This is a genomic window from Lentzea sp. (assembly GCF_036380075.1).
In the GTDB taxonomy this organism is placed as follows: domain Bacteria; phylum Actinomycetota; class Actinomycetes; order Mycobacteriales; family Pseudonocardiaceae; genus Lentzea.
The window spans coordinates 21,195-45,499 of record NZ_DASVFL010000024.1 but is presented as its reverse complement, the minus strand read 5'-3'; the positions used below and the strand labels follow the sequence as shown (position 1 = coordinate 45,499).

Below are 24,305 nucleotides of genomic sequence, written 5' to 3'. Positions count from 1 at the left end.
TCGCGAGCTCGCCGGGAGCACCGTCGAGCTCGCCGGGGTCGTCGCGGACGCCACCGCCGACCGGATCATGCGCGGCGACGTCGCACTGGCCGTGGAACGCGCGTGCACGCAGACCGTGGAGCTGCTGACCAGGGCCACCGGGCACAGCGACGACATCACGCTGCTGGCCGCGCAGCTCACCGCCCCGCCCGCCGCGCTGGAGCTCACCCTGCCGGCGAGCGAGGAGTCCCTGGCGACGGCCCGGACCGCGGTCGACGGCTGGCTGGCGACCATCCCGGCCGACTCCGCGGACGCCGACGCGGTCCGGCACGCGGTGGTCGAACTGGTCACCAACGCCGCCGAGCACGCCTACGTCGACTCCGCGGAGCGGCACACCTGCACCGTGACCGCCGGCCTCGCCGACGACGGCACGCTGTCGATCAGCGTCTCCGACCAGGGCCGGTGGCGCACACCGCGCCCCTCCGCCGACCGCGGACTCGGCCTGCAGATGGTCGAGCAGCTGATGGACACCGTGCGCCTCGACCACGACGAGCACGGCACCACCGCCGGAGCCGACCTGCGGCTGACCAGGCCCGCGCGGCTGATCACCACGGGAAGCGCCGCGCCGCCCGCGCGCGGGACGCAGGCCGATCCGCTGCTGGTGCTGGAACAGCCGGCCGCGCCCTCACCGAGGATCCGCGTCGACGGCCCCGTCGACGCGGCGACGACCCCGTTCGTGCGCAAGGAGATCCTCACCGCGGGCTCGACCGGGGCACGCACCCTGACCGTGGACCTGACCGGCGTCACCCACCTGGCCAGCTCCGGCGTCGCCGCCCTGCACCGGTTGGTCGCCCTGCACCGCGCCAACGGGTCCGAGCTGCGGCTGCTCGCCCCGCCCGGCTCGAACGCGGACAGCATCCTGTCCCTGGTCGAGCTGGACCACCACACCACCGACCCCGACCACCCCGGGACGGACTGACAGTCCACTCCGGACGCCGCGCAGCCGCGGCCGGGGGCGCTTTCCCGTGTGGTGACCAGCTGATGCGGCGATGGCCACGGAACCCTTCCTCCGCGATCTGGACCGTCGAGGACCACGCCCGCCGTCGCGGTCGTGACGGCGCAGGCCGGACAGTCCGTCCGAAGTGGATGCCGCCCGGAGTGTCCGAGTGGTACGCCCGCGCCTTTCGTGCCAGGTTTGAACACCCGACGCGGGGAAACTCGTTCCGGACGACTTTCGACCGTCGCGCGGCCGCCGGCCGGCTCAGCGCGACTCGGCGGGAGGGAGCAGGGTGCCCACCGGCTTGGACGTCACCACCAGTCCGTCCGGCGAGGCCGTGGTCGTGCGGCTGACCGGCGACGTGACGGGAACAGGGGCCGAGGTCGTCGCGCTCCGGAATGCCGTGCTGACCGACCCGGTGCCCGATCGGGTGACATTCGAGCTGCGCGGGACGCGGTTGCTCTCGGCCGCCGGACTGCGGATGCTCCTCGACGTCATCGGCCTGGCGCAGGAGCGGGACGTGCGGTGCTCCGTGCTGGTCGGCCGGGGGAGTCCGGTCGCGGGCGTGCTGGAAGTCACCGGCCTGCCGGCATCGGCCGGCGGCGAGGTGCTGGTGGTCCGTCAACCGGTCGAACGGGATGTCGACGTGCGTGGTGCGCTGCGTGAGCTCGCCTCGCTGGTGGGCTCGAGAACGGCGGGAGAGGTCCTGTCCGGGGTCGCGACCGCCGCCTCGAGGCTCGTGCCGGGTGCAGACCTGGTCAGCGTGACCCTCCGCGACCGCACCGGTGCCTCCTCCAGCCCTGCCGGGACCGAGTCGGTGGTGCAGCCGCTAGACGCCGTGCAGCGCCGTAGCGGCCGGGGACCGTGCCTGGACGCGGCACGCCCGGACGGTCCTGGCTTCGCGGTCAGCGACGACCTCTCGGCCGAGCCGCGGTGGCCGGAGTTCGCGGAGAGCGCCGCAGCGTTCGGCTTCTCGTCCGTCCTGGTGGTGGACCCGCCCGCGGTGGGCCGTCCACCGGCACCCCGCGGAGCGCTCAGCATCTACTCGCGGTGCGTCGGCGGACTGACCGCGGGGGACCTGGCCGTCGCGTCGGCGCTGGCCGGCCACGCCGCCCTGGCGCTGGCGCACGTCACGACCACCGAGCTGGCGGCGGTCGAGCGACGCCAGCTGCTCAGGGCGATGGCCTCGCGGGACGTCATCGGCCAGGCGAAGGGCATCCTCATGGCGAGGCAGGGCATGACCGGCGACGAGGCGTTCGCCGTGCTGCGCAGCACCTCGCAGGACCTCAACGTCAAGCTAGTCGAGCTCGCCCGCACCCTCGCCTCGAACCCGGCCGGCCTGGAGGGGTGAGGCCTCGTCCGCGCGACTGGCGGGGTTGCTGCCGGACGGAAGGTCCGGTTCTCGCGGGAGTAGGTGCCAATCCCTGGCACCTACTCCTGCGAACCTCCTCCTGAGTGAACGAGCTGTTCGAACAGGAGAAAGCACCATGAGCATCGAGACGACCGTGCACCTCAACTTCCGGGACCAGGCGCGCGAGGCGCTGGAGTTCTACCGGTCGGTCTTCGGCGGTCACGTCGTCGCGTTCACCTACGGCCAGGCCGGCGACGTCGAGCACCCGGCCGACGCCGACCGGCTGTCGTGGGGCGAGGTCCGCACCGAGGAGGGCTTCCACGTCATGGCCTACGACGTCCGCGAGAACCAGACCCACGACGCGGGTGACCGCCCGTTCTTCGTGTCGGTGCGCGGCACCGACGCCGAGGAGGTCACCCGCTACTGGAAGGGACTGGCCGAGGGGGCCGAGGTCGTGGCCGACCTGGGGCCGGCCGGGTGGTCACCGCTCTACGGCATGCTCCGCGACCGCTTCGGCGTGACCTGGACGCTCGACGTCGCCGCGGGCCGACCTCTCAGCCGCTGACCGAGGCCGAGAAGTTGTCCACCGCCAGGCCGGCGCCGCCGTTCCACGGTTCGAAGCCCGCCTGGATGCTGGTCAGGTACCAGGAGTTGGTGATCGCGCCGCGGTTGCGCACGTCGTTGACGAAGTCGAGGACGTTGAACGACCACGAGTTGATCGGCGACGGCGCCACGTAGGAGATGACGTTGTTGGAGCCGTTGCTGCCGCGCCACACCTGCCAGCTGCGGCCGCCGACGGTGGTCGTGCCGACCGCGCTGCCGATGGGCTGGATCGAGCCCTGGCGGTTGAACCAGATCATGATCTCCATCTGGTTCACGCCGTTGGTCTTGGGCGTCGGGTCGAGCCAGATGTCGTACGAGGCGTTGTAGGTGCCGCCGGCGAACCGGTAGTTGATCGACGACGTCGCACTGCGGATGCGGCTGACCTGCATCGGCAGCGTGGAGCCGGGGGAGCAGTTGGTGTAGTGGCAGCCGAGGAACACCGACGGGTACGACACCGGCGCCCCGTTGGTCGGGGACGAGCCCTGCTGGGTGGTGATCTGGAACCCGGACGACGTGGCGTTGATGCACTGCTGCGCCGAGGTGCCCCACCGGTTGTTCTGGACCACGTACCGGCCCTGGATGGTGGTGGACCCGTACTGGTCGCAGATGGTCACGTCGGCCTGGGCAGGGCCCGCCGTCGCGACGACCGTGCTCGCCACGAGCAGGCCCGCGGCGGCGACGGCACGGATTGTCTTTCGCATGATGACTCCTCCGACAGGTTCTGGGAGCGCTCCCACAATACCGCGGTGTCAACAGTGACGCGCTTTGTCGAATGAGCGTTTAAATGTGTGGTGAAAGGAAAACAGGCTGGTCGTCGCGGTATTTTATCGTCTCTTCGGATATGGGTGGGCCGTCGAACGCCGTGTCGAATCGACGGGGACGCCTGGCTGTGGAGTCAGTACACGATCCGGTGTGATGTGCCGAACAACGTCGGCGTTGACCAGCGGTTATGGTCCTGCTCCCAGAGGAAGAGCCGGTTTTTGTCGGTGTCGTGTGGACACTGCAGTAGTGAGCACACCTCTGCTGAACCCGACCCGGATCTACGTGGAGCCCGCCGCCGCACTGCTGCCGCGGGGCCGTGAGGTGCTCGACAGATTTCCGGACGCCGACCGGGTCGAGGTCGACAGCCATTGGCGCATTCCTGAGCTGCACGGCGACGAGGCGAACGCACGGCGGTGGGTGCGCATCAAAAGCGAGGCGCTGGTGCTCGGCGTGAAGAAGTCGCTCAGTGCGCGGCCCAACGGGCGTTCGGCGCATTTCATCGCCCCGTCCACGGCCAACGGGTGCGCGATGGCGTGCGCCTACTGCTACGTGCCGCGGCGCAAGGGCTACTCGAACCCGATCACGGTGTTCGCGAACATCGAGCAGATCACCGGCTACCTCGCGCGGCACGTCGCCCGGCAGGGCCCGATGTCCGAGCCGGGCCAGGTCGACGACCGGGCGTGGGTCTACGACATCGGTGAGAACTCCGACTGCTCGGCGGACGCGCTGGTCAGCGACAACGTGCGGGACCTGGTGGAGCTGTTCCGCGGCCTGCCCACCGCGAAGGCGTCCTTCGCGACCAAGTACGTCAACCGCGACCTGCTGGAGTGGGACCCGCGGGGCCGCACGCGCATCCGGTTCTCGCTGATGCCCGAACGCACCGCGAAACTGCTCGACATCCGCACCACCCCGGTCGCGGAACGCCTCGCCGCCCTGGACGACTTCCGCGCCGCCGGCTACGAGGTGCACGTGAACCTCAGCCCGGTCGTCGTGCACGACGGCTGGCTCGACGACTGGCGGCAGCTGTTGGAGTCGCTCGGCGACGCGACCTCGGCCGCCACCCGTGATCAGCTGGCCGCCGAGGTCATCATGCTCACCCACAACCAGCCCTTGCACGAGGTCAACCTGCGCTGGCACCCGCGGGCGGAGGACCTGCTGTGGCGGCCGGACCTCCAGGAGGTCAAGCGCAGCGAGGGCGGCGGCGTCAACGTCCGCTACCGGCGCGGCCTCAAGCGGGAGCTGCTCGACTCGTTCCTCGACCTGGTCGGCGATCACGCCCCGTACCTGCGCGTCCGCTACGCCTTCTGACCGGCGGCCTCGGTTCGCCAGCCGAGCAGGAGGGCGCGGAGCGCCTGTTCGGCGAGGAGCGGGGCCCGGTCGCTGCCGAGGTGGAGCGAGGCGATGCCGTAGAGCGTGCCCCAGAGGACCTCGCAGGCCTCGCCGGGATCGGGCAGGACGACGTCGTGCGCGGCCGACCAGGCCGTGAGCAGCTCGTCGAGGGCGTCGATGGCCGGTTGCGCGACGCGGCGGCGTTCGTCCGCGTCGATCGCCGGGTCGTTCATGACCCGGTAGAGGTGCGGGTGCGCGCCGGCGAACCGGACGTACTCCGACGCCACGCGGAGCACGCGGCGGTCCGCGTCGGGCTCCCGCAGGGCGTGCCGGAACTCGTCCAGCATCAGCCGGTGGCCGTGCGCGACCAGCTCCAGCAGGAGCGCGTCCTTGCCGGCGAAGTGCTGGTAGACGACGGGCGCGGTGTACTCGACGTCGGTGGCGATCCGCCGGATCGTGAGGGCCGCGACGCCCTCGGTCTCGAGGACGTGCAGCGCGGCCTCGATGATCCGCTCGCGGGTGTTCGCCCGTTCGCGGGCCCGTCTCGTGCTGGTCGGCATGCTCCGCCACTTCGCCTCGGTCGTGTCCTCGAACACTAGCCACCGCCCTTGACCGGGCCGCCGCCGTGCGTGACAGTTAACGACGTTAGAAAATCTAACGTCGTTAGAAACGAGAAGTCACCATGGCCCTGCACGTCGTCATCGGCGCCGGTTCCATCGGCACGAACGTCGCCCGCCTCCTCGCCGAGCGCGGCGAGAGCGTCCGGATCGTCACCCGCGGCGGGTCCGGCCCGGAGCACCCGCTGGTCGACCGGGTCGCCGCCGACGCGTCCGACCCGGTCCGGCTGACCGAGCTGTCCCGAGGCGCGCAGGCGATCTACCACTGCGCCAACCCGCCCTCGTACACGACGTGGGAACGCCTGCTGCCACCGCTGCAGACGGCCGCCGTCGCCGCGGCCGGGGCGAACGACGCCGTCCTCGCCCTGACCGGCAGCATGTACGCCTACGGCCCGCAGCCCGGCGGACGCATGGACGAGCACACCCCGATGGCCGCCACCGGCCGCAAGGGCCGCCTGCGCAGACGGATGTGGGAACAGGCCCTCGCCGCGGGCATCCGCACGGTCGAGGTCCGCGGTTCCGACTACGTCGGCAAGGGCGCCAACGGCATCTACCCCCTGCTGCTCCAACCCGCCCTCGCGAAGGGGAGGGCGGCCTGGATCACCGGTCACCTGGACGTGCCGCACACCTTCACCGTCAACGTCGACATGGCCCAGGCGCTGGTCGCGCTGGCGCGGGACGAACGCGCGTGGGGCCGCGCCTGGCACGTGCCGTCACCGCCGGCCGTCACGATCCGCGAGCTGGCCCGGCGCTACGCCGCCGCCGCGGGTGTGCCGCCCGTCCGGTTGATCTCGTTGCCGCGCTTCGCGATGCGCGCGGCCGGGCTCGTCGTGCCGATGGCCCGCGAGGTGGCCGAGATGGACTACCAGTGGTACGCGCCGTTCCACGTCGACGCGGCGGAGACGGCCGGGACGTTCGGCCTGACGGCCACCGACCTCGACACCGCGGTGCGCGACGAGGTCAGCTGAGCTCCTCCCGCGCCAGCACGAAACCGGCGTCCTTGTCGCCGCGTCCCGACAGGTTGACCAGGACGCGTTCGGTGGGCGGCCTGGAAGCCGCCAGGCGGATCGCGTACGCGAGGGCGTGCGAGCTCTCCAGCGCCGGGATGATGCCCTCCGACCGCGCGACCCGCAGGAACGTGGCGACGGCTTCGTCGTCGGACGCCGTGCCGACGGACACCCGTCCTGACCGGCCCAGCATGGCCATCTCCGGGCCGATGCCGGGGTAGGCGAGCCCGGAGGCGATCGACAGCACCGCCGCCGGGCGCCCGCCGGCCTCCTGCAGGACCACGGACGAGGCGCCGTGCAGGGTCCCCGGACGTCCGAACGTCAGCGTGGCCGCGTGCTGACCGGGGTCGGCGCCCCTGCCGAGGGGTTCGACGGCGTGCAGCGCGACCTCGGGGTCGTCGAGGAAACCCGCGTACAGCCCGAGCGCGTTGGAGCCGCCGGCGACGCAGGCGACGACGTGGTCGGGCAGCGTTCCGCCGGTGAGCGAGAGGACCTGCGCGCGGGCCTCCTGCCCGACCACCGACTGGAAGTCCCGGACGATCATCGGGAACGGGTGCGGTCCGATCGCCGACCCGATCGCGTAGAGCGCGTGGTCGTGCTGCTCGGAGTAGGCGTCCAGCGCGGAGTCGCTGGCCTCCTTCAACGTCGACTGGCCGGCGGCCACCGGCACGACCCGCGCGCCCAGCAGGCGCATCAGGCCGACGTTCGCGTTCACCTTCTCGAAGTCGGCCGCTCCTATGTGGACCTCGCAGTCGAGGCCGAACCGGGCGGCGGCACTGGCGAGCGCGACGCCGTGCTGGCCGGCTCCCGTCTCGGCGATCAGCTTGCGCTTGCCCGTCTTCCTGGCCAGCAGGGCGAACCCGACGCAGTGGTTGATCTTGTGCGCGCCGGTGTGGTTGAGGTCCTCGCGCTTGACGAGGATCTGCGCGCCGCCGACCTGGCTCGAGAGGTTCTCCAGGTGGTGCACCGGTGTCGGGCGGCCCTGGAGTCCTCTGCGGACGGTGTCGAGCTCGTGCAGGAACTCCGGTTCCGACCGCAGTTCCTCGTACGCGGTGGTGAGCTCCCGCAGCGCGGGCGCCAGGTGCGCGGGCCAGTGGTTGCCGCCGAAGTCGCCGAAGTAGCCGTCGGCGTCGGGGAAGCGGCTGGTGTGCGTGCTCGTGCTGTGCGGCATCGTGACCACCTTTCAGGCAGGTCGACGGTAGGCACGGCGTGCCGCGAAATCTTGAACAGGATGTGCGTTCAGCGGCCGAGGCCGCGCGACAGCGCTCCCGGAGGCACGCCGAACACCTTCTTGAACTCGCGGGTGAGGTGCGGCTGGTCGGAGAAGTTCGCCATCTGCGCGACGTCGTCCAGCTCGAACCCGGCGCAGATGAGCTCCCGCGCCCTGGCGACGCGGACCTGGCGGGCGTAGGTCTGCGGCGGGATGCCGATGGTCTGCCGGAAGGAGCGGGCGAGGTGGCTCGGGTTGACGCCGATCTCGCGCGCCAGGTCGTCCGTGCGCGTCGAGCGCGGGTCGTTCTGCCGCAGCAGCCGCGACACCGTGCGGGCGAGCGACGCCGGGGTGGGGGAGTCGGCGTCGTAGCTGCATTCCCGCAGCACCTGCCGGAGCGACTCTTCGACCGACGCGTTGTCGACGACCGGTGCCGACAGCGCGTCGACCAGCGCACGGGTCGTCCGGCCGCGCGTCACCACGTCGGTGCGGATCGTGCGGACCTCGCCCGGCCGCGTCGTGCCCGTGCAGCTGTCGAGGAACGCCTCCGACGGGTACAGGACGTGGTACTGCGCCGGGCTGCCCGCGCTCTGGCCCGCGTGCACCTCGAACGGGTTGAAGAAGAACACGTCGCCGGTGTGGACGGTCCGGCTCCAGCGGCTGGACCGGATGTGCGCGGAACCACCCGTGACGACCACGACCGAGTACGTGCCGTGCAGGTGCGGGTCGAAGTCGACGGCCGCCGCACGCGCGCGGAGCAGGTCCGCGCGGGGCAGCGCGAACGTCATCGAGTCGACACGGGTCACGCCACCGAGTCTCGCACGCGGCCCTCGCGGCACTCCTAGTTCACCGGGCGGGGCTCCACGGGGTGACCGGCGATCGCGGCGAGCCGGAGCTTGGTCTCGTCCTCGCTGCCGGGCACGGCCGTCATGACGACGATCTTCAGCTCGGTGTCGCCCTCGGTCAGGACGTCGCAGTCCACCGCGACCGGGCCGACGGACGGGTGGTGGATCGTCTTGTGGTCCTCGCGGTGCGCGCCGACCCGCCCGGCCGCCCACAGCGCGGCGAACCGGCTGTTGCGGGCGGTCAGCTCCGCGACGAGCGCGGCCAGGCGGCGGTCGTGCGGGTAGCGGCCGGTGGCGCGGCGCAGGTCGGAGACGACCGCGGCGTCGGTGGCGTCCCGGTCGGCCTCGCTCACCGGCCACCGCGCGAGGTGCGGGGCGCCGCCGTCCACCGGGAACCTGTCGCGGGCGAAGTTGCGCGACGCGGGCGGGGACTCGGCGGGGTCACCGAGCAGGGCCGCCCACGCGCGGTTCCACCGGACCAGCTGCCAGTCGGCCGCGAACACGGCGGCCGCTGCGTCGCCGAGGCGGGCGAGCACCCGCTGCACGCCGGGCGGCAGGTGGTCGGAGATCTCGCCGGTCGACGGCCGCACGAGCCGGGCGAGGAGGTAGAGGTGGTCCCGTTCCTCGGAGGACAGCTGCAGGGCCCGCGCCAGGGACGCCACCACCGACGCCGAGGGGGTCGTCGCCCGGCCCTGCTCCAGGCGCACGACGTAGTCGACCGACACCCCCGCGAGGTCGGCCAGCTCCTCGCGCCGCAGCCCCGCCGCACGCCTTCCGCGCGCCGATCCCAGCCCGGCGGCCGAGGGCGGCAGGCGGTCGCGCCACACGCGGATCATCGCGCCGAGCCCGTTGCCGGATGCATTGGTCACGGAGCCCATCCTCCCACCCGCGGCAGGCGCGAAGGTGGTACTGCTCCTCCTACCGTCACGGCGTTCCTGGTTGCCGTCCCGCCGCGGGAGCAGCATCGGAGCCATGACGATCACCTTCATCACCGGGGCCGGCAAGGGCCTCGGCCGCGAGACCGCCCGCCGCCTGACCGACCTCGGCCACACCGTCCTGATCGGCACCCGGGACCGGGCGCAGGGCGAGGAGGCCGCCGCCGCGCTCGGCGCGCGCCACGTCCTCATCGACGTCACCGACGACGCGTCCGTGGCCGCCGCGGCGGCGGACGTCCTCGCCCACGAGGGCAGGATCGACGTGCTGGTCAACAACGCCGGGGTGCACGGCCCCGCCGGAGGCGACCCGGCGGACCTCACCGGCGCCGACGCCCTCGCCGTGTTCCAGGTCAACGTCGTCGGCGTCGTCCGCGTCACGAACGCGTTCCTGCCGCTGCTGCGCCGCTCGGACGACCCCGTGGTCGTCAACGTCAGCAGCGGCATGGGTTCGCTCGACCTCACCCACGACCCGGACCGGCCGGAGTCGAAGGTCGTCGCACCGCTCTACACCGCGTCGAAGGCGGCGCTGACGATGATGACCACCCAGTACGCCAAGGGACTGGAGGGCGTGCGCGTCAACGCCGCCGACCCCGGCTACACCGCGACCGACCTCAACGGCCACACCGGTTTCCAGACCGTCACGGAGGGCACGGACGCGATCGTCGCCCTGGCCACCGAGGGCCCCGGCGCCGGTTCCGGGCGCTTCGTCTCCCGCGAGGGCGAGACCACCTGGCCGTGACGCCGCCGTCAGTCGCCGCGCAGCGACCTGCGGATCTCCTCCAGCCGGTCGCGGCCGGCCTCCTCGCGCCGGTCGAACTGGTCCTGGGTGTTCCGCGGGTCGCCGGTCAGCTCGGCGGCGGCCTCGGTGGTGAGGTGCCGGCCCTCGATCTTGTCGCGCACGTAGTCGAACGTGGGCACGCCGTCGTCGGTGTAGTCCGGTTCAGTCATGTCCCCATCATCCCCGAGATGCGCGCAACAGGTCGGGTGCGGAGACCTCTGGGGCACTGCCGAACAGAGGTTTAGACCAATACTGGCAACTGGCAAGGCGTGGAAACCCGCCGCCCGGCCAGTAGATGTCTGTGTGGGCGCCGGACATCTCTGGAGGGTGCATGAGCGACAGGTGGAGACGGTCCGTCGCGGTCGCCGTGATCGCGGCGACCGGTCTCGTCGGGCCGGTGACGCGGGCGGAGGCGGCTCCGGCCGTGCCGGACGGGCCGGGGCGCGCGGTCACGCTCGTCACCGGGGACAGGGTGCTGCTGACCGGATCCGGTCGCGCGGTGGTCCGGGCGGGCGCGGGCAGGGAGAAGATCGGGTTCGTCACCCGGACCGACGTCAACGGCGACGTGAACGTCACCCCGTTCGACGCGCTCGGCCCTCTTCGGTCCGGACTGCTCGATCCTCGGCTGTTCAACGTCACGAAGCTGCTCGGCAGCGGCTACGGCGACGACGCGCGCGGCGACATCCCGTTGATCGTGACCCAGCCCGGTCTGAACGCGCGGACGGTGCGCGATTTGCCGAGCATCGGCGGTGCGGCCGTGGTCGCGGCCAAGGGCACGGCGTTCTGGAACTCCCGCAGCGCCACCAGGATCTGGCTCGACGGGCCGGTGCACGCCGTGCTGGACCGGAGCGTCCCGCAGATCGGGGCACCGGCCGCCTGGCAGGCCGGGCACACCGGCGCCGACACCAAGGTCGCGGTGCTCGACACCGGCATCGACCCCGCGCACCCCGACCTCCTCGACGCGGTCGTCGAGGCCAGGGACTTCACCGGCAGCGCGAGCGGAACCGCGGACAAGCACGGGCACGGCACGCACGTGGCGTCCATCGTGACCGGCAACCACACCAAGTACCTCGGAGTCGCGCCGGACACCAGGCTGCTCGTCGGCAAGGTGCTCGACGACTCCGGCAGCGGCACCGAGTCCGGGATCATCGCCGGCATGGAGTGGGCCGCGGCCGGCGGCGCCCAGGTCGTCAACATGAGCCTGGGCAGCGACGCGCCCAGCGACGGCACCGACCCGTTGTCGCAGGCGGTCGACCGGCTCACCGCGCGGACCGGGACCCTGTTCGTGATCGCCTCGGGCAACAGCGGCCGCGCACCGGGGTCACCGGCGGCCGCGGACGCCGCCCTCACCGTCGGCGCGGTCGACCGGACCGACGCGCTGGCCGACTTCTCCAGCCGCGGTCCGCGGTTGCGGGACAACGCCATCAAGCCGGACATCACCGCGCCCGGCGTGGAGATCGTCGCCGCGCTGGCGAAGGACAGCCTGATCAGCCGCCAGGTCCCGCCGGTGGGGGAGGACCACGTCGCGCTGTCCGGGACGTCCATGGCCACCCCGCACGTGACGGGCGCCGCCGCCCTGCTGGCCGGTCAGCACCCGGACTGGAGGGCGCCGCAGCTGAAGGCGGCCCTGATGGGCAGCGCGAGGCCGAACCCGGCGCTGACCCCGTTCGAGCAGGGCGCGGGCCGGGTCGACGTCGCCAAGGCGGTGACGACGACGGTCCTCGCGTCCGTCGGGAGCATCAACAACGGCATCGTGCGGTGGCCGCACACCGATGACGCGCCGATCGCGACCGCGGTGACCTACCGCAACACCGGCACGTCGCCCATGACGGTGCACCTCGCCGTGGACGCGCAGGGCCCCGACGGCAAAGCCGCTCCGGCCGGGATGTTCACCGTCGCCCCGGCGGCTCTGACCATCGCTCCCGGTGCGACCGCCCAGGCCACCGTCACCACGAACACGAAGATCGACGGCGTCGACGGCGTCTACAGCGGAGTCGTCACCGCCGGGGACCTCCGCACACCCATCACGGTCACGCGCGAGGTGGAGAGCTACGACCTCAAGGTGAACTTCCTCGGCACCGACGGCAAGCCCACGCCGGACTACGCCTTCCGGCTGGTCGACCTGGCGAAGCCGGAGGCACGGCTGCCGTACGACGCATCGGGTTCGCTCACGGTCCGCGCACCCAAGGGGCACTACTACTTCGAGTCGCAGGTGTACACATCGGACGGTCGCCTGTCCGTCGCCATCGAGCCCGACGTGGACCTCGACGCGCCAACCACGGTCACGGCCGACGCGCGGCAGGGCAAACCCGCTGGCCTCGTCCTCGACCGGCGTGGAGCCGAGGCGGGCGAGAGGTTCGTGGAGTTCGCCCGTTCCACCTCCTACGGCGGCAAGGACTTCCTGCGCACGACGATCAGCCCGCCGGAGTACGGGGACGTCCTCGTCAGCCCGTCGAAGACCTCGGCACCAGGCCGGTTCCGCTACTCGACGGGTGGCAGGTTCGCCGCACAGGACAGCGCCGGGAGCTTCGACGCCAGCCCGTACCTCTACAACGTGCGCGGTGATGTCAACGGACGCATGCCTGCCGACCCCGTGCTCCGCGTGCACGACAGGGACCTGGTCAAGGTCCGCACCACGCACGGCGCTACTGCCACCGGCACCACCGGCACCCGCGAGGGCATGATCACCAAGCCGCTGCCGTTCGTCCTCGACGAGCTCTACTCGCCGGAAACGCCGTGGTACAACGAGTTCACGGAGGTCACCGCCGCGGGCGAGTACCAGTCGCGCCTGTTCTCCAGCGCACCGAGGAGCTTCCCGCGGGCGCGGACCGCCACCGACTCGTTCAACCTGGCGGTGTTCGGTCCCGACCTGCCCTCGAACCCGGACAGGCCGTCGCGCTACGCCGGTCGCTCGGCCGACACGATGGTGTTCCAGATCCCGCTGTTCTCCGACTCCGGCAACGACCGCGAGGGCTTCTCGGCACACACCGGGACCGCCGCGCTGTTCCGGGACGGCGTTGAGATCGGCAGGAACACCGGCGCGAGCGGGCTGTTCGCGGTGCCGCCCGGCCCGGCCACCTACCGGCTGCACGCGGAGGCCGTGCGCGACCGCGCGCTGACCAGCAAGATCGTCGCCGACTGGACCTTCAGGTCCGACACGGTCGCCGAGGGCCCGGCGAAGCCGTTGCCGTTGATGGCCGTGAAGTTCACGCCCGCCGTGGACGGCCACAACCGGGCCTCGTCGGCGATCGTGCCGTTGTCGGTCAACCACAACACCGGCCTCGACGCCCGGCCGACCGGTGTCCAGGTGTCCTACGACCGGGGCGCGACCTGGCGGGCCACGCCGCTGGTGCGCGGCAACGGCACGTGGGTCACCGTGCTGAGCCACCCGAAGGGGGCCACGTCGGTGTCGCTCAGGGCGTCGGCTCAGGACAGCGAGGGCAACTCCGTCACGGAGACCGTCGTCGACGCGTTCCTGCTCAGGTGACGGGAGGTCACGGGCGCACGCCCGGCCCGAACCCCGTCCAGCGCAGCTCGGGCGGCAGGTGGCCCATGTCGTTGTAGAGCACCAGGGCAGGAGGTGTGCCGTCGCGGTGCTGGATCACCGTGACGGCGGTGTTGCCGCAGCTCATGGCGAGCCAGCGGGCGGGCGGAGCGGCGAGGGCGTCCCGCACCAGCCAGGCCACCTGGTAGGCGTGGGTGACCAGCACCTCGTGCGTCTCGGTCGCGGCGGGCCGCGCGAACCGGTCGGTCAGCGCGGCCGCCAGCCGTGCCCCGGTGGCGGCTTCCTCGGCGTCGTAGCCGTCGAAGAAGCCCGCCCAGGCCGGTGGCACGTCGGCCGGGACGTGCGGCACGTGGTCGACCAGTTCCTCTGCTTCGCCGACGACGGCGCTCGGCAGGTGTTCCCCGAGGACGTGCGCGGTCGCGGTCGCGCGGGGCAGAGGGGAGTGCCAGACGGCGTCGATCGGCAGCCCGGCGAGGCGTCGTCCGAGCAGGTGGGCCTGCTTCCGCCCGGTCTCGGTCAGTTCACCGAACGGGCTCGCCGCGCCGTGCCTGACCACGTACAGGTGCCGAGCTGCCATCGGTTCGCCCCCATGCTCACGTCATTCAGATGATGAGAGCATCTTAAGCCGTCACCAGGGCACGGGGGAGCCGTCCCAGGAGAAGAAGCCCCCGGTCGGGCCGTCGTCGGGTAGCAACGCCAGGCGGACGGCTCCCTCGGCGGCTTCGGCCGGGTCGCCGCCGGCCGCGGCGCGGGCGGTCAGGTCGGTCGAGCGCAGGCCGGGGGCCAGGGCGTTGACCTTGAAGCCGTCCAGCGTCAGTGCGTAGAAGACGGTCAGGGCGTTCAGCGCGGCCTTGGAGGAGCGGTACGCGGCGGCACCTCCGTGGCCGGGCGCGAACTGCGGGTTCGGGTTCGTGCTCCAGGTCAGGGAGGCGGTGCCGCTGGAGACGTTGACGATGCGCGGGTGCGCCGACCCGCGCAGTGCGGGCAGGAAGGCGTTGGTCACCGCGACCACGCCGAACACGTTCGTCTCGAACGTGCGGCGCAGCTCGTCGAGGTCCGTGCCGGCCGGCGGTGCCATCGACGGCGCGATGCCCGCGTTGTTGACCAGCACGTCCAGGCGGTCGATCCGGGCCGCGGCGTCGGCGATGGTGCCGGGGTCGGTCACGTCGAGGACCAGCGGCCGGCCGCCGATCTCCTCGGCGGCGCGTCTGCCCAGCTCCGGGTCGCGCGCGGCGACGTGCACGGTGAAGCCCTCGGCGACGAGCAGGCGGGCGATGTGGTGGCCGATGCCCTTGTTGGCGCCGGTCACCAGGGCGGTGCGATCGTTCATGGTGATCACCGTGCTCCGCCGGCGCGGGCACTGCCAGGGATAGCCTGTACCCGGCAGTGGAGGAGGTGGTGGCGATGGCGCGGCAGGAACTGGCCCGCTTCCTGCGGGAGCGCCGGACGGTCCTGCGGCCGCACGACGTCGGGCTGACGGCGACGGGCACCGACCGTCGCACGCCCGGTCTGCGCCGGGAGGAGGTCGCGGACCTCGCCCACATGTCGGTCGACTACTACGCGCGGCTCGAACAGGCCCGCGGTCCCCGCCCGTCCGACCGGATCCTGGAGGGGCTGTCCCGGGCGTTGCTGCTCACGTCCGCCGAGCGCAGCCACCTGTTCCGCCTCGCGGGAACGGTCACGCCGCCCGCCGCGAGCGCGGTGCGGGGGGTGCGCCCGCACGTGGCGCGGATGCTGGAGCGGCTGCCCGGGACCGCCGCGATCGTCACGGACGCGTCCTACGGCGTCGTCGCCTGGAACCCGCTGGCGGAGATGCTGCTCGGCTTGGGGGACGGGACGACGAACCTCGCGCGGCGGCGCTTCCTCGGCAGCACGTACGAGAGCTCCAGCGCCGAGGAGTTCGGGCACGTCGTGGTGGCCCGGCTGCAGCGCGCCGCCGAGCGCTACCCGCACGACCCGCAGCTCGCGGCCCTGCTGGACGAGCTGCACGCGGGCAGTGAGGAGTTCCGGCGGATCTGGCGGACGCGTCCGGTGCACGCCCCCGGCCACCGCACCAAGACCATCCGGCACCCCGACGCCGGCACGCTGCGGCTGAACTGCGACGTCCTGCTGGTGCCCGAGGACGACCAGGAGGTCGTGCTGGTCACGGCCGACGCGGGGTCGCCCTCCGCGCGGACGCTGAGCCGGCTGGCCAGGCAGGCGGTCTGAACCCGAGCCGGGTGACCACGAGCTGCACGGCCGCGGCCACGACGATGCCGAGCCCGAACGCCGCCGTCCCGAGCGGAACCGTGAACACGGCGAGCACGAAGCAGAACGACGCGAACGCGAACAGGCCCGTCAGCACGCCGACCATCGCCCGTGTGGCCATCGCGGAACCCTGCTGGGCGTGGATGAAACCGGCCAGAACCGTTGACGCGACGGGAAAAGGTGCCAGCAGACCGGTCCAGCCCGGACCGAGAGCGGCGGACGCCGTGGTGATCACGAGCACCAGCACGCCGGTGGCGACGGCGCGGGCCGGCAGGTCCCACGTCGGCGCCTTCTTGAGCGCGTCCACGGGTTCGGGCTTCGGCATGCACAGCATCGCGAGAGCGGTCGCGACGAGGCTGCACGCGAACGAGACGAGTACCGGAACGCGGACGAACGACAGCGCGAAGTCCGCGCCCAGCACGGTGATCCACGTCGTCGCGACGGTGACGACCCACCCGGCCTGACTGCCGACGTGCGCGAAGACCACGGCGAACACGGCCAGGGAGACGAGTGCGAGCAGCGAGGACGAGGCGGCTCGCGCGGCGAACTCCGCGCCGTGCTGGCGGTAGGTGATGAACAGGATCGGCCCGGCCACGATCGGCAGTCCGACGAGCACCCCGGCGACGGCGGGTCCCCACCGGCGTCCGGCCACAGAGGACACCACGACGAGCGCGGGAGCGAGGAAGAGCTTGAGCAGCAGGACGTCCACTTACCGGCAGTCTGCCAGACGGACCGCGGTGACCCGGGCGTGCCGTTGGTCACCGCGATCCGTCACGACATCTAGGACACGCCGCAGCTCGGCGCGGACCAGAAGCGGCTCGACTTGTGCGCGACGTGCACGTGGTCGTTGTGACCGGTGTAGCCCGGGCCGAGGATCTCGTTGAAGCCGTGGTTGCGGGCCTGCTTCGCCAGCGCGCAGAAGCCCTGCGCCCCGGCGCCGAGGTCGACGGCGTCGCCGTAGAGGTGGCGGCTGCCCGACGCGCCGCCGACGGCGTTGTTGCAGGAGACGCTGCGGAAGCCGCCGTTGACGACGATCGCCCGGTCGCCCATCGCGTGCCGCATGGCCTGGAGCTTCCACATGGACACCAACGCGTTGGCGCGCGCGGTCGCCGCCGAGACGTTGCCGCCCGACCAGTCGGAGTTGCAGTTGTTCAGCTCGTCGTAGCTGAAGTTGACCGGCGTGCAGTCGTTGTCCTGCAACGCGTAGAGCTTCGAGAACGTCGCGGACCCGGCGATGCCGTCCGCGCCCAGCCCGTAGGCCTGCTGGAACCGCGTCACGGCCGCCTTCGTGGCCGGCCCGAACTGCCCGTCGATGCCGAGCACCGCGCCGTAGCCGGGGTAGCCCGCCACGCGGATCTGGAGCTGCCGCACGTCCTCGCCCGATGCCCCCTGCGAGAGGGTGCGTCCCCAGGTGTAGCAGGCATCGGCCGCGCCGATGGGGTCCGCCTGCGCCGCGGCCGGCGTGACGACGACACCGGCGAACAGGGCGAGCGCCGGTAAGAGAAAACGGAGTTTCACGACAAGGCACCTTTCGATCGCAGGGACGTGCAGCCTGTCGAGTGCGCGCTGGTTCTGTCAACGACCAACCAACTGAACATCCAGTGAGGCGGAGGGAAACCACCCGGACAGCCCTGGCCGCGCGACCAGGTCGACCCCGCGAACGGGGGTGGAGCCTGCTCCACCTCGACTCCGGCAGTGGAGGGGATCTTCACGCCACCGCTCGCTCACTAGCGTTCTGGTCATGACGAACAATGAGATCACCACCGGCAACTCCCGCACTCGCGCCCTTCTGTGGACCGGCCTGGCCCTGAGCGCGGCCGTCAACGCCGCCGTGCAGACGACCGGTGTCAGCACGGTCGTCGGCATCGTCTTCGGCGTGCTCGCCCTGGTGTTCGGCGCCGGCCTGGTCGTGCACTACCGCAAGCACTGAACCGCATCCGTCGAAAATGTACCTGCGAGTACGACGCTCGACGACGTGGGCCGGCGCAGCGGCACCGGCAAGAGCCAGCTGTTCCACTACTTCCCGCAGGGCAGGGAACAGCTGCTGCTCGCGGTACTGCTCGACGACCGGCAGCCGTACCTGGACGAGCTCGTCTCGCGCGCGGCCTGGGAGTCGTGGCGCGACCTGGTCGTCGAGCAGTACCGCGACCAGGGCCTGTACTACCCGCTCGGCGTGCTGATCAGCGAGGTCGGCCGGCACAGCCCGGCGGCGAGGGCCGTCACGGCGGAGCTGGTGCGGCGGTGGCAGGCCTGCCTGCGCGCCGGCGGGCTGAACCTGTGCCTCGACCACCTGTTCAAGTGAGCTGGTCGTCGCGCCGCGAGTAGCTCCACTCCGGCTTTCCGCCGGCCGCGGTCGACGTGATCTCCGGTCCCACGAGCAGGAAACGCGCCTCCTCCTCGGCCACCGGGCAGTGCTCCGTGCCGCGCGGGATCACGAACAGCTCGCCGGGGCCGAGCTCGACGTCGCGGTCCCTGAGCTGGATGGTGATCCGCCCGGAGAGGACGAGGAAGACCTCGTCCTGGTCGTCGTGCGCGTGCCAGTTCGTGGAGCCGATGCCCTTGGCGACCTTGAAGAGGTTGCCGTTGGCTCGGGCCACCTCCCGCTGCGACCAGAACTCCGTCAGCGCCGCCGCCTGCGCCGCGAGGTCGGCCTTCTCCGTGTGTGCCATGACGCCACTGTCGCAGCGGAGGAGGCCACGGGACTGTCAACCTCCGCAAGGATCCTGTCATCCGCGGTGGGATCGCCCGCGGCGCGGGCCGGGTTCGGGATCCCGGCCGGCACTCGGACGTCTCGCCGCGCTACCGGCTGGTCAGCCGGGGATGTCGCGCGGGTCGCTGCTGCGCGGATAGGTGTTCTTCTCGCCGATCGTGCCGTCCAGGTTGCGGATGACGTGCTCGACTCCGCGTTCGATCGCCATCTCGCGCCCCTTGGCGACGGCCTCTTCCTTGGTGTCGTGCGTGCTCGATGCCTGCGAGTTGCCTTCCACCTTGGTCTTCCAGGTGTCGTTCTCGTGGTAGGTCTCGACATCGCCCTGCATCAGTTCCTCCTCGCTGGTCCGTTTCGCGAGGAGGGTGCCCAGCCGGCGGGCCGCTGACACCACCGGACCGGCATTGTCCACAGTGGACGGTCAGTCCGCGGTGGTCCTGCCGTGCCAGTCGAGGCACAGCACCATCGCGTCGTCGTCGGCGAGACCGGAGGTGCGGTGCCCGGCGAGCTGCTGGAGCACCTCCCTGGGGACCTGCGCCGCGGGCAGCAGGCGCGTCAGGTTGATCGCGCGGGCCAGCGAACGCGCGCCGTACAGCTCGCCGGCGGGCGACGGCACGTCGTACACGCCGTCGCTGACGAAGACCAGGCGGTCGCCGGGCAGGACCTGGAACTCCTCGGCGGCGTACGGGGTGTCTTCGAACATGCCGAGGGGGAGCTGGGCGTCGAACCCGATCGGTTCGACGGTGCCGCCGCGCTGCCGCCACATGCGCGGCGACCCTGCGTCGATCACCTCGACCCTGCCGGTCTTGAGCTCGAACCGGAGCAGGAGCACCGAGACGTGCAGCCGTCCGCCGTACTGGCCGTAGACGGCCTGGTCGGCCAGCGCGGCCTGGTCCGCCAGCGGGACGCCGGCGCGGCGGGCGTTGCGCAACGCGCTGATCGCGAGGTTCGTCAGCAGTGCCGCGTCGAGGCCCTCGCCCATGCCGTTGGTGAGCGTCAGCGTCAGGTGCTCGGCGGAGACGGACCAGTCGAAGTTGTCGCCGTAGATCGCGTACGCGGGCTCCAGCTGGCCGCCCAGGTCGTACTCGGCGCCGCGGCACGACCTGCCCGGCAGCAGCTGCCACTGCATCTCCGCGGCGAGGGTGAGCCGTGTGGCCCGCCGGGCCTGCAGGTACAGGTCGGTGTCGCGTTCGGCGATGACGATCTCGTGGCCCAGCGTCCGCGCGATCGACGTCAGCTCGGCCAGGTCAGCCTCATCGGGGACGTCCGGCAGCTCCACCGCGAGGACGCCGAGGCGGTCGCCGCGGACGGTGACCGGGAGGTAGGCGGTGGCCGACGGGCCGGGACGGCGTTCGGTGAACGGCTGCTGCGCGCCGAAGGCCTGGCCGGGCGTGCTGCCGTTCACCGGGATCGGCTTGCTGGTGTAGGGCAGTTCGGAGACGGGCTGCAGCATGGTCAGCGCGTAGTCGGCCAGGAGCAGGTCCACCGCGTCGGCCTGGAACAGCCGCCGCAGCTCCGCGCGCACGACGGTCAGCAGCTCGTGCGGCTCCGCGGTGCGGAGGGCCTGCTCGACGGCCAGGTATCTGTTCTCGGCGGGGGCGGCCACGGGGTTCCTGCTTTCTGGTGACGGGTGCCGATCGTGCATCGCAGACGGCAGGACATGACACGGGGAACATGATGATGCGACAGTGGGCGCGTGAACCGGATGCGGCCCCACGCCGGAGTCGACGACGTGCTCCAGGTTCTCACCCAGGTGGTCGAACAGATCGAGGTGATGTGGGAGCGGAGCAAGGACGTCTCGCCCGCCCCGATCTCGGTCTCCCAGCTGCGCGTGATGTTCGTGCTGGAGAAGTCGTCGGGTACGAACCTGCGCGCGCTCGGTGAGGCGCTGGACGCCGCGCCGTCCTCGGTGAGCAGGCTCTGCGACCGGCTCCAGGCGGTCGGCTTCCTGGACCGCGCCCTGAGCCCCACCAGCAGGCGGGAGGTCGAGCTGTCGCTCAGCGAGCGCGGCCGGGCCTACCTGCTCGACCTGCGCGAACGGCGGCGCGAGCACCTGCGCGAGATCGTCGGCGAGCTGCCCCCGGCGGCCAGGTCCACGCTGGTCAGCGGCCTGCGGAAGTTCCGCGACGCGGCCACGTCGGTGCACCCGCTCGAGGACGGCCACGACGAGGCCGGCAGCCAGTCCGCCTGACAGGTCCCGCACCCCCTCACGACACGCCGGAGCTCCTGTGCCGCAACGCCGGAATCGGCGTGTCGCCTCTGCTAACGTTTGTCGCGCGACAATATTTCAGAGCGGAATGACTCGGTGGTGGGGGCGTGGGTGGCGACAGATGAGCCAGACGTGTGCGCCCCTCGCCGACCTCGTCCTCGTGCGACCGGCTGAGCCGCGTGTCCTGCTCCGGCCGGCGGCGGACGAGATGATCCGCGAGGTCCGTTCGGAGGAGGACGTGCTGGCGGCGCGCCACGCCGTGCGGGCGGCGGCCGTCGTGGCGGGGCTCGACCTCATCGGGCAGACCAAGATCGTCACCGCGGCCAGCGAGATGGGCCGCAACGCCTACGTCCACGGCGGCGGGGGCACCATGGTCATCACCGAGCTCGTCGGACCGGGCGGTCGTCGCGGACTGCGCCTGGCCGTCACCGACCGCGGCCCCGGCATCTTCGACGTCGAAGCGGCGCTGGTCGACGGCTTCAGCACGTGCGCGGGGCTCGGCCACGGGCTGGGCGGGACGCGCAGGCTCGTCGACGAGTTCAGCATCGACACGGCCGTGGGCGAGGGCACCACGGTCACCGTCGTGCGGTGGGTGGCGTGACCGCGGACGTGCCCGTCACCCCTGCCGCGACCGACGGCGTCAGCGCGTTGCGAGCGCGGCTGCGGTCGCTGTGCGACGACCACGGCGTGGACGTCGAGCTGCGCGCACGGCTGGTGCTCAGCGCGACGACCCTGGCGCGGGCGGGTCTGACGACCGAACCGCCGACCGCGGCCGCGCACGTCAAACCCGGCACCGGCACAGTGGTGGTGACGGTGCCGCTGCGCGCGCCGCTGGACCGCAGCCGGCCGCTGAACCTGCCGTTGCTCCCCGAACCCGTGGACGACCCCGCCGCCGTGTGGCACCTCTCCGGCCGCGCGAGCGCGTCCGAAGGAGGAGGATCGGACCCGATGGACGACCTCCGCGCCACCGAGCTCGAACTGCGCGCCAGCCTGGCGCGCATCGACGCGCTGGAGCGCGAGCACCGGCAGCTCAAGCACGAGCTGTCCGAGACGAACAGCGGCGTGCTGGCCATGTACGTCGAACTGGAGCAGCGCGACGAACAGCTGCGCCGCGCCCACGCCGTGATCTTCCAGGAGCTCGAGGACGCCCTGCGCCCGCCGCCCCCGACCGTCGAGGGCGTCGAGCTGGCCGTGCACTACGCGCCCGCCGACCGCGACGCCCCGACCGGCGGCGACCTCTACGACTGGTTCGTCCTCGCGGACGGCACCCTGCAGATCACGGTCGTCGACGCCGTCGGCCACGGCGTCACCTGCACCCGCAACGCCCTCAACGTCACCCACACCATCCGCACGCTGACCCTCGAAGGCCACCCGTTCGAACACCTCGTGCGCCGCGCCGCCGAGATCGACGAGGGCCTCATGGCCACCGTGCTGCTGGCCCGCCTGGACCCGCGCACCGGCGAGCTGCGCCTGGCCGGCGGCGGCCACCCGCCCGCCCTGCTGGTACCCGCGGAGGGCGAGCCGACCTATCTGCACGCGCCCGGCCGCGGCGTCGGGTTCCCCGATCCCGGCAGCCACGGCACTCCCGGCGTCGTCCTGTCGCCGGGGGACCAGGTGCTCCTGTACACCGACGGGCTCGTCGAGAGCCGCGGTGACGTGGACGAGGGCGAGCAGCGGCTCGTCCGTGCCGCCACTGCGTACGCTTCCCACCCTCTCGGCGTCGCGTTGTCGTCGATCGTGCGGGACATGCACGACATCGTCGTGTACACCGACGACACCGTCCTGCTGGGCGTGCGGTTCAGCGGCCGGTAACAGGGGCGGTGTCCGGCACGATTCCATCTGCACCTGATGGACCAGCGTCACGGCGGGACGCTCCGAGAGGAGCCTTGCCATGGCACAGCCCGGTTTGCTGGAGCGGTTCGAGCACGTCGCCGAGATGATGCACATGCCGGTGGGTGAGCTCGCCGCCTGGCTGGAGGTGGTCGCGGCGGCCGGTTTCGCCGGACGCGAGCCGTCGAGGCTGGACGAGCGCGAACGCGCTGTCCTGCGGCAGATGGAGATCTCGGACCGCAAGCCGGTGCACGTCTCCCACCGCGCGTCGGTGCGGGCGATGGAGATCTACATCGGACTCGTCGAGGACAGCTGGAGCCCATCGGAAGTCGCCGAGCAGCTGCGGTGCACCGTGGAGGAAGTGCGGCGGCGGGTCGAGGACAGGTCGTTCTTCGCCTTCGCCCTGCAACAGGACGTGCGGTTGCCGTCGTTCCAGTTCGTCGGCCACAACCAGATCCCCGGGTTGGGCCGTGTGCTCCAACACCTGCCGGAGGGCTTCGACCCGTTGGCGACGCTGGGCTTCCTGAACACCCAGGCGCCCGAGCTCGCCGTCGCCGGCCGGCGTCTGACCCCGTTGGAATGGCTCCGGTCGGAACGGCCCGTCGCGCCCGTCATCGCCATCGCCGAACTGCTGGGGGTGCCGGCATGAGCGAGGTGCTCCCGCCCCCGTGCCGCGACCGGTTCCCCGAGCTCGAGAAGAGCTTCCTCAGCTTCGTGAACCCCACCGACACCATCGGCCGGGTCTACTCCGCGGCCGGACCGCACCCGGTCAGGTGGAACACGTTCCGCACCTACGGGCCCTCCGACTCCCGCTTCGACCACCACCCCGCTCCGGCCGGCAACCACCCGCGGCGCGGAATCGCGTACGGCGTGTCGAGGCCCGAGGACCCGAACGAGGAGATGCTGCTCGTCTGCCTCCTGGAACGGTTCCAGCGCACCAGGGTGGTCGATCGCTGGTTCGACCGGCCGCACTTCGCGACCTACCGTCCTCGGCGGCAGCTCTGCCTCCTCAACGTCGGTTCCCGGTGGGCCACGAGAGCGGGGTGCAACGGTGCCATCTCGAGCGGGCCCCACGAGATGGCCCGGCGCTGGTCGCGAGCGATCTACCTGCACTACCGCGGCGACAGGGCGAAGTACGTCGACGACGACGGCCGCACGCGGCCGGTGCGCCTGGACGGCCTGCTCTACCGGTGTTCCCTGTGGCAGGAACGGAACGCGATAGCCCTGTACGAGCGGGCGGCGGACGCCCTGCCGGCAGCGCCGCTGCTGGACGCTCCGCTGGGTGACTCGCAGTTCGACGAGTTCATGGACGACGTCGACCAGGTGGGACTGCGGCTCGTCGTCCCCGGCATCGGAGCCCTGCCGGTGCCGCCTTCGCGGGCCTGACCTCCGGC

At 71.9% G+C, this 24,305-nt stretch carries 27 protein-coding genes and 1 pseudogene; 15 read left to right on the top strand and 13 right to left on the bottom strand.

The annotated features are described in order from the left end of the window. From VF330_RS02695 to VF330_RS02685, 3 genes are all read left to right on the top strand, one after another. Positions 1-958 (top strand): ATP-binding protein (locus VF330_RS02695; RefSeq protein ID WP_330849859.1); only part of this gene is annotated, 958 nt, incomplete at its 5' end. 310 nt (positions 959-1,268) lie between these two features. Then, positions 1,269-2,327 carry an ANTAR domain-containing protein gene (locus VF330_RS02690; RefSeq protein ID WP_330849858.1) on the top strand — a complete coding sequence of 353 codons (1,059 nt, stop codon included), beginning with the start codon at positions 1,269-1,271 and terminating at the stop codon, positions 2,325-2,327. 136 nt (positions 2,328-2,463) lie between these two features. Then, positions 2,464-2,892, top strand: a complete 429-nt coding sequence (locus VF330_RS02685) for a VOC family protein (RefSeq protein ID WP_330849857.1) — start codon at positions 2,464-2,466, stop codon at positions 2,890-2,892. Here VF330_RS02685 and VF330_RS02680 read toward each other — a convergent pair. Continuing rightward, the gene (locus VF330_RS02680; RefSeq protein WP_330849856.1) at positions 2,882-3,631 is read right to left on the bottom strand and encodes a GH12 family glycosyl hydrolase domain-containing protein; all 750 of its coding nucleotides are present in this window, start codon (positions 3,629-3,631) and stop codon (positions 2,882-2,884) included. The two genes, VF330_RS02685 and VF330_RS02680, sit on opposite strands and share 11 nt — an antisense overlap. Before the next feature lie 307 nt (positions 3,632-3,938). Here VF330_RS02680 and VF330_RS02675 point away from each other — a divergent pair, with 307 nt between their 5' ends. Beyond that, entirely contained in the window at positions 3,939-5,000 is a 1,062-nt protein-coding gene (locus VF330_RS02675; protein WP_330849855.1) for a spore photoproduct lyase family protein, read from the top strand. On the opposite strand, the gene VF330_RS02670 is transcribed toward VF330_RS02675, so the two are convergent. After that, entirely contained in the window at positions 4,988-5,581 is a 594-nt protein-coding gene (locus VF330_RS02670; RefSeq protein ID WP_330849854.1) for a TetR/AcrR family transcriptional regulator, read from the bottom strand. The genes VF330_RS02675 and VF330_RS02670 overlap by 13 nt on opposite strands. Before the next feature lie 122 nt (positions 5,582-5,703). Here VF330_RS02670 and VF330_RS02665 point away from each other — a divergent pair, with 122 nt between their 5' ends. After that, positions 5,704-6,606 (top strand): NAD-dependent epimerase/dehydratase family protein, encoded by a 903-nt coding sequence (locus VF330_RS02665; protein ID WP_330849853.1) that lies wholly within the window; start codon positions 5,704-5,706, stop codon positions 6,604-6,606. On the opposite strand, the gene trpB is transcribed toward VF330_RS02665, so the two are convergent. From trpB to VF330_RS02650, 3 genes are all read right to left on the bottom strand, one after another. Continuing rightward, the gene (trpB, locus tag VF330_RS02660; protein ID WP_330849852.1) at positions 6,599-7,816 is read right to left on the bottom strand and encodes a tryptophan synthase subunit beta; all 1,218 of its coding nucleotides are present in this window, start codon (positions 7,814-7,816) and stop codon (positions 6,599-6,601) included. The genes VF330_RS02665 and trpB overlap by 8 nt on opposite strands. Before the next feature lie 68 nt (positions 7,817-7,884). Continuing rightward, a complete protein-coding gene (locus VF330_RS02655) occupies positions 7,885-8,661 on the bottom strand; it encodes an AraC family transcriptional regulator (RefSeq protein WP_330849851.1) in 777 nt (258 codons plus the stop codon). 35 nt (positions 8,662-8,696) lie between these two features. Beyond that, the gene (locus VF330_RS02650) at positions 8,697-9,569 is read right to left on the bottom strand and encodes a helix-turn-helix transcriptional regulator (RefSeq protein WP_414675322.1); all 873 of its coding nucleotides are present in this window, start codon (positions 9,567-9,569) and stop codon (positions 8,697-8,699) included. Positions 9,570-9,672: 103 nt separating this feature from the next. On the opposite strand from VF330_RS02650, the gene VF330_RS02645 reads away from it, so the two are divergent. Then, on the top strand, positions 9,673-10,374 hold the full coding sequence (locus tag VF330_RS02645) for an SDR family NAD(P)-dependent oxidoreductase (RefSeq protein WP_330849849.1): 702 nt from the start codon (positions 9,673-9,675) through the stop codon (positions 10,372-10,374). A gap of 8 nt (positions 10,375-10,382) precedes the next feature. Here the strand turns inward: VF330_RS02645 and VF330_RS02640 are convergent, their stop codons facing one another. Next, positions 10,383-10,583: a hypothetical protein gene (locus VF330_RS02640; protein ID WP_330849848.1), complete on the bottom strand. Its 201-nt coding sequence runs from the start codon at positions 10,581-10,583 to the stop codon at positions 10,383-10,385. 161 nt (positions 10,584-10,744) lie between these two features. Between VF330_RS02640 and VF330_RS02635 the strand changes: the two genes are divergently transcribed. Further along, positions 10,745-13,900 (top strand): S8 family serine peptidase, encoded by a 3,156-nt coding sequence (locus VF330_RS02635; protein WP_330849847.1) that lies wholly within the window; start codon positions 10,745-10,747, stop codon positions 13,898-13,900. Between the two features lie 7 nt (positions 13,901-13,907). Here VF330_RS02635 and VF330_RS02630 read toward each other — a convergent pair whose 3' ends face one another. Then, positions 13,908-14,495, bottom strand: a complete 588-nt coding sequence (locus VF330_RS02630; RefSeq protein WP_330849846.1) for a histidine phosphatase family protein — start codon at positions 14,493-14,495, stop codon at positions 13,908-13,910. Positions 14,496-14,546: 51 nt separating this feature from the next. Continuing rightward, on the bottom strand, positions 14,547-15,248 hold the full coding sequence (locus tag VF330_RS02625) for an SDR family oxidoreductase (protein ID WP_330849845.1): 702 nt from the start codon (positions 15,246-15,248) through the stop codon (positions 14,547-14,549). A 56-nt stretch (positions 15,249-15,304) separates the two neighbouring features. Here VF330_RS02625 and VF330_RS02620 point away from each other — a divergent pair, with 56 nt between their 5' ends. Beyond that, positions 15,305-16,126 carry a helix-turn-helix transcriptional regulator gene (locus VF330_RS02620; protein WP_330849844.1) on the top strand — a complete coding sequence of 274 codons (822 nt, stop codon included), beginning with the start codon at positions 15,305-15,307 and terminating at the stop codon, positions 16,124-16,126. On the opposite strand, the gene VF330_RS02615 is transcribed toward VF330_RS02620, so the two are convergent. Together VF330_RS02615 and VF330_RS02610 are read right to left on the bottom strand one after the other, a co-directional pair. After that, the gene (locus VF330_RS02615; protein WP_330849843.1) at positions 16,062-16,874 is read right to left on the bottom strand and encodes a hypothetical protein; all 813 of its coding nucleotides are present in this window, start codon (positions 16,872-16,874) and stop codon (positions 16,062-16,064) included. The genes VF330_RS02620 and VF330_RS02615 overlap by 65 nt on opposite strands. Positions 16,875-16,945: 71 nt before the next feature. Beyond that, complete coding sequence (locus VF330_RS02610) at positions 16,946-17,683, bottom strand: D-Ala-D-Ala carboxypeptidase family metallohydrolase (protein WP_330849842.1); 738 nt, start codon at positions 17,681-17,683, stop codon at positions 16,946-16,948. A 223-nt stretch (positions 17,684-17,906) separates the two neighbouring features. Between VF330_RS02610 and VF330_RS02605 the strand changes: the two genes are divergently transcribed. Both VF330_RS02605 and VF330_RS02600 read left to right on the top strand, forming a co-directional pair. Further along, entirely contained in the window at positions 17,907-18,095 is a 189-nt protein-coding gene (locus VF330_RS02605; RefSeq protein WP_330849841.1) for a hypothetical protein, read from the top strand. 36 nt (positions 18,096-18,131) lie between these two features. Continuing rightward, a pseudogene (locus VF330_RS02600) lies at positions 18,132-18,467 on the top strand (TetR/AcrR family transcriptional regulator); the annotation flags it as partial. Here the strand turns inward: VF330_RS02600 and VF330_RS02595 are convergent. The 3 genes from VF330_RS02595 to VF330_RS02585 form a co-directional block, all read right to left on the bottom strand. Further along, positions 18,460-18,834 (bottom strand): cupin domain-containing protein, encoded by a 375-nt coding sequence (locus VF330_RS02595; RefSeq protein ID WP_330849840.1) that lies wholly within the window; start codon positions 18,832-18,834, stop codon positions 18,460-18,462. The pseudogene VF330_RS02600 and the gene VF330_RS02595 sit on opposite strands and share 8 nt — an antisense overlap. Before the next feature lie 141 nt (positions 18,835-18,975). After that, positions 18,976-19,203 carry a DUF2188 domain-containing protein gene (locus VF330_RS02590; protein ID WP_330849839.1) on the bottom strand — a complete coding sequence of 76 codons (228 nt, stop codon included), beginning with the start codon at positions 19,201-19,203 and terminating at the stop codon, positions 18,976-18,978. A gap of 90 nt (positions 19,204-19,293) precedes the next feature. Continuing rightward, entirely contained in the window at positions 19,294-20,478 is a 1,185-nt protein-coding gene (locus VF330_RS02585; RefSeq protein WP_330849838.1) for a GAF domain-containing SpoIIE family protein phosphatase, read from the bottom strand. A 99-nt stretch (positions 20,479-20,577) separates the two neighbouring features. Here VF330_RS02585 and VF330_RS02580 point away from each other — a divergent pair, with 99 nt between their 5' ends. The 5 genes from VF330_RS02580 (at position 20,578) to VF330_RS02560 (ending at position 24,297) form a co-directional block, all read left to right on the top strand. Next, positions 20,578-21,063, top strand: coding sequence for a MarR family winged helix-turn-helix transcriptional regulator (locus VF330_RS02580; protein ID WP_330849862.1), 486 nt, complete (start codon positions 20,578-20,580; stop codon positions 21,061-21,063). Positions 21,064-21,289: 226 nt separating this feature from the next. Continuing rightward, positions 21,290-21,682 carry an ATP-binding protein gene (locus tag VF330_RS02575; protein WP_330849861.1) on the top strand — a complete coding sequence of 131 codons (393 nt, stop codon included), beginning with the start codon at positions 21,290-21,292 and terminating at the stop codon, positions 21,680-21,682. Then, positions 21,670-22,893 (top strand): PP2C family protein-serine/threonine phosphatase, encoded by a 1,224-nt coding sequence (locus VF330_RS02570; RefSeq protein WP_330849837.1) that lies wholly within the window; start codon positions 21,670-21,672, stop codon positions 22,891-22,893. The genes VF330_RS02575 and VF330_RS02570 overlap by 13 nt, the downstream gene beginning before the upstream one ends. 79 nt (positions 22,894-22,972) lie before the next feature. Further along, complete coding sequence (locus VF330_RS02565) at positions 22,973-23,560, top strand: hypothetical protein (RefSeq protein ID WP_330849836.1); 588 nt, start codon at positions 22,973-22,975, stop codon at positions 23,558-23,560. Beyond that, positions 23,557-24,297: a hypothetical protein gene (locus tag VF330_RS02560; protein WP_330849835.1), complete on the top strand. Its 741-nt coding sequence runs from the start codon at positions 23,557-23,559 to the stop codon at positions 24,295-24,297. Before VF330_RS02565 ends, VF330_RS02560 begins: the two co-directional genes overlap by 4 nt. Positions 24,298-24,305 lie beyond the last annotated feature (8 nt).

Coding starts and splice junctions, on each gene's coding strand:
- VF330_RS02685 (WP_330849857.1), top strand. CDS start 2,464: ATGAGCATCGAGACGACCGTGCACCTCAACTTCCGGGACCAGGCGCGC.
- VF330_RS02680 (WP_330849856.1), bottom strand. CDS start 3,631: ATGCGAAAGACAATCCGTGCCGTCGCCGCCGCGGGCCTGCTCGTGGCG.
- VF330_RS02670 (WP_330849854.1), bottom strand. CDS start 5,581: ATGCCGACCAGCACGAGACGGGCCCGCGAACGGGCGAACACCCGCGAG.
- VF330_RS02665 (WP_330849853.1), top strand. CDS start 5,704: ATGGCCCTGCACGTCGTCATCGGCGCCGGTTCCATCGGCACGAACGTC.
- trpB (WP_330849852.1), bottom strand. CDS start 7,816: ATGCCGCACAGCACGAGCACGCACACCAGCCGCTTCCCCGACGCCGAC.
- VF330_RS02645 (WP_330849849.1), top strand. CDS start 9,673: ATGACGATCACCTTCATCACCGGGGCCGGCAAGGGCCTCGGCCGCGAG.
- VF330_RS02640 (WP_330849848.1), bottom strand. CDS start 10,583: ATGACTGAACCGGACTACACCGACGACGGCGTGCCCACGTTCGACTAC.
- VF330_RS02635 (WP_330849847.1), top strand. CDS start 10,745: ATGAGCGACAGGTGGAGACGGTCCGTCGCGGTCGCCGTGATCGCGGCG.
- VF330_RS02630 (WP_330849846.1), bottom strand. CDS start 14,495: ATGGCAGCTCGGCACCTGTACGTGGTCAGGCACGGCGCGGCGAGCCCG.
- VF330_RS02625 (WP_330849845.1), bottom strand. CDS start 15,248: ATGAACGATCGCACCGCCCTGGTGACCGGCGCCAACAAGGGCATCGGC.
- VF330_RS02605 (WP_330849841.1), top strand. CDS start 17,907: ATGACGAACAATGAGATCACCACCGGCAACTCCCGCACTCGCGCCCTT.
- VF330_RS02595 (WP_330849840.1), bottom strand. CDS start 18,834: ATGGCACACACGGAGAAGGCCGACCTCGCGGCGCAGGCGGCGGCGCTG.
- VF330_RS02590 (WP_330849839.1), bottom strand. CDS start 19,203: ATGCAGGGCGATGTCGAGACCTACCACGAGAACGACACCTGGAAGACC.
- VF330_RS02580 (WP_330849862.1), top strand. CDS start 20,578: ATGCGGCCCCACGCCGGAGTCGACGACGTGCTCCAGGTTCTCACCCAG.
- VF330_RS02575 (WP_330849861.1), top strand. CDS start 21,290: ATGATCCGCGAGGTCCGTTCGGAGGAGGACGTGCTGGCGGCGCGCCAC.
- VF330_RS02565 (WP_330849836.1), top strand. CDS start 22,973: ATGGCACAGCCCGGTTTGCTGGAGCGGTTCGAGCACGTCGCCGAGATG.
- VF330_RS02560 (WP_330849835.1), top strand. CDS start 23,557: ATGAGCGAGGTGCTCCCGCCCCCGTGCCGCGACCGGTTCCCCGAGCTC.